Annotated in this window: 2 protein-coding genes; one reads left to right on the top strand and one right to left on the bottom strand. The window is 63.5% G+C overall.

What is annotated here, in order from left to right; translation table 11 throughout:
• Positions 1–211 precede the first annotated feature (211 nt).
• Positions 212–1339, top strand: a complete 1128-nt coding sequence (locus ACFVJ3_RS49280; RefSeq protein ID WP_378459012.1) for an XdhC family protein — start codon at positions 212–214, stop codon at positions 1337–1339.
• A gap of 307 nt (positions 1340–1646) precedes the next feature.
• On the opposite strand, the gene moaA is transcribed toward ACFVJ3_RS49280, so the two are convergent.
• Positions 1647–2699 carry a GTP 3',8-cyclase MoaA gene (gene moaA / locus ACFVJ3_RS49275; RefSeq protein ID WP_378459011.1) on the bottom strand — a complete coding sequence of 351 codons (1053 nt, stop codon included), beginning with the start codon at positions 2697–2699 and terminating at the stop codon, positions 1647–1649.
• Between the last annotated feature and the right edge of the window lie 702 nt (positions 2700–3401).

Below are 3401 nucleotides of genomic sequence, written 5' to 3'. Positions count from 1 at the left end.
AAGCTCCAGAAAGTCGGAGATGCCTGGTAGTTGGCATCGAATGCCTCTCGGCAGACGATGCGAGGCATTGGCAAATATCCGGAAGACGTCGAATTTCGTCCGTCATTGGACGAGTATGTCTCGATCGAGGCATCATGTACGGCAAGGTGCTCGACGAGGCGTGCCGCAGCCAGGCAGTACTCAGCCAACAGACACCCGAGGAGAACAAACGATGCGCGACATCTTGGCCGGGCTGACAGCCTGGTACGACCGCGACGTGCCGTTCGCGCTCGCCACCATAGTGCGCACTTGGAAGTCGTCACCCCGCGCGCCCGGCGCCGCCATGGCGGTATCCCAGTCGGGCGAAGTGATCGGCAGTGTTTCCGGCGGCTGCGTGGAGGGCGCCCTGTACGAGACAGCTCTAGAGGTGCTCGCTGACGGACGCAGTCGGACAGACGTCTTCCGAGTCACCGACAACGATGCGTTCGGTGTCGGCCTGACCTGTGGTGGAACCATCGAGGTCTTTGTCCAGCGCGTCGATCGTACGAGTTTTCCGCATTTCGTCGAACTCGCGGATCGAATCCGTGAGGGAGACTCTGTCGCGGTTGTCACCGACACTAGCGCGGGATATCCCACCCATCACTGCGTGCTTTCTCGTCATGAGCAGTGGGGCGATCTATCCATCGCTCGTGACGACGTTGCAGATGTAAAGCGCGGCCTGGATTCAGGAGACTCCGCTGTATACGTAGTCGAGGTGCCGGGAGAGGCGGATTCGACCCGCATTCTTATGGTGGAGATTCTTGCGCCCCGGCCTCGCATGTACATTTTCGGAGCCATCGACTTCGCCGCCGCCCTCTGTAGGCTCGGAGCATTCGCGGGTTATCACGTAACTGTCATCGATGCCCGACCGGTGTTCGCAACCCCAGCCCGGTTCCCGGACGCTGACGACATCGTGGTGATGTGGCCGCACAAATTCCTCGAATCTGCGCCCATTGACCGGCGGACGGTAATCGCAGTGCTCACCCACGATGAGAAGTTCGATCTTCCTCTCCTCGAGCGTGCCCTCCGCTCGCACGCCGCGTACATCGGTGCGATGGGAAGTCGACCCACCCATGATCGCCGCGTCGAGGCATTGCGCGAGCGTGGACTCTCCACCGCCGACCTCTCACGCCTACATTCGCCGATCGGGCTCGACTTGGGCGCGCAGACACCCGAGGAAACCGCAGTGTCGATACTCGCCGAAACGATGAAGACACTTCGCGGCAGTACCGGTGGAGAACTCCGGTTACTCTCGGGTCCGATCCACCGACCGCCGATCGCTGTCGGCGCAGGATCTCACGAGCACACAGCTTCCACCTGACCGGGATCCGAATGAGAAATCCGAACGTAACCTACAGTGGTAAAACACTTTTCGAGTATGCATTCCCATTCAGTCACGACCGGCGCTTCAACGGCACATACTGAACATGTATCAATCGTCTCTGACAATCTCGGCGGGCGGACCCGCATCTGGCGGCTCCATCGGATGGCCACCGTATGTCACCCCGCCCGCCGCCGACACGATCGACGGACTCCTGCTTCAGTTCTGGAAGCCGAGAGATCCTGATCCGGAGTCGGCCGTCGCGAAGTACCGGACGGAGACCGAATTCGATGCCACAGAGTCCGCGTCAACCACCGATCGCTCCCATACTCCGCACAGGCGGAACGAACCCAGCGGCGTCGATGCCGTGCCCCGCCGACTTGTTCCACGTTGCCCCGCGCCACAAGTGCGCCAACTCCTCGTCACTCGCCCCGGACCGCAACGCACCGCGTAGATCGATCTCGGAGTCGCTGAACAGGCACGACCGGACGGTGCCCTCGGCGGTGAGCCGGGTGCGATCGCAGTCGGAGCAGAACGACCGCGTGACCGACGCGATGATCCCCACCGTCGCGGCGCCTCCGTCCACCCGCCACTGGACCGCCGGGGCGGACGGGTCGTCCCGCCCGATCTCATCGAGATCGAAGCGCGCACCCAGCACCGATAGCAGTCGGTCGGCCGGCACCATATTCTCCCGCGCCCATTCGTGGTCGGCGTCGAGCGGCATCTCCTCGATGAACGGCAGCGCCACGCCCTCGTCGAGGCACCACTGCAACAGATCCGGCGCTCCGCTCAGCGTCTCCGGCATGAGGACCGCGTTGATCTTCACCGGGGCGAGCCCGACGGCGACGGCGGCACGGATCCCGGCGAGCACCGAGGGCAGCCGATCCCGCCGGGTCAACGACGCGAAGTAGTCACGGTCGATGGTGTCGAGGGAGACGTTGATCCGGGTCAGGCCGGCGTCGACGAGCCTGCGCACCCGGTGCTCGAGCCCGACCGCGTTCGTCGTCATCGCCAGCGGAATGCCTGGAACCTTCTCCGCGCACCCGCCGATAATGTACTCGAGGTCCGCGCGCATGAGCGGCTCACCACCGGTGAACCGCACCTCACGCACCCCGAGTCGATGCACGGCGATCTCGACCAACCGGACGATCTCACCTGCGGTGAGCAACCGCTCCGCCGGGATCGCGGGCAGGCCCGCCTCGGGCATACAGTAGGTGCACCGCAGAGAGCACTTCTCCGTGATCGACACCCGTAGGTCCCTGGCCACCCTGCCGAAACGATCAACGAGGTGCGCGACGTCCGGGCGCCCTTCGAGTGAGGCCGACCGCACAGAGGGAATCCCCATCTCCACTGCCGTCATCGCGCCGCCCTTCCCTGTATCAATCCAGTAAGCCGAGTCGATACGCCGACGGCGGTGCCAATGACCGCCGCCACCACAGGAGAATGGTCGGCGTGAGGTCGGTGGAACCCACGACGACGGAACGGCGTGATCTATCAGACGATACCGCTGTCGACATTGGAGAACACGTGAAGATGCTGCCGTCACGAGTGATCTCACCCCCTCGACGGCGAGGGCCGCGCACGCACGCTCGATGTGGGCACGAAGGCTGATGCCACCGGACCGCCTTGCCTGCAAAAGAACTGGTCACCGCCCCCAAGGCAGCTGCCCTGTTCGGACCGACGACCTGCCCGAGGCCGACTCCTCGCGACCGCACGGATCGCTGGCATCCCGGGAGCGAAGAGAACCCGGAGTCGTCCGCAACCATGATGAAGGGCAGTTGGTTTCAGCACTCGAGTACGGCGCACTTTCGGACGCGGAACGGTTATTGCGCACGTGTTGCAAAGACGTAGCGGCCGCGACCGGACTCCCGGTGCCCGCCAGGACATTCAGCAGGTCGGCGATATAAGTGCGGACAGTACCACCGTTGATCGCCCGTAACCCATATTTTTGTTTGACTACTGATGATTTGCTTCTCGCCCCTGCGGCTACCGATCACAGTCGAACTCGACGTGCCAGCGCATGCGGCGGCTCAACCTGCGGTTATGTGAATTCCCGAGGTCG

It is taken from the genome of Rhodococcus sp. NPDC127593 (genome assembly GCF_042671975.1).
In the GTDB taxonomy this organism is placed as follows: domain Bacteria; phylum Actinomycetota; class Actinomycetes; order Mycobacteriales; family Mycobacteriaceae; genus Rhodococcus_F.
The sequence above is the reverse complement of the archived record's forward strand: the minus strand, read 5'-3'. Positions and strand labels throughout refer to the sequence as shown.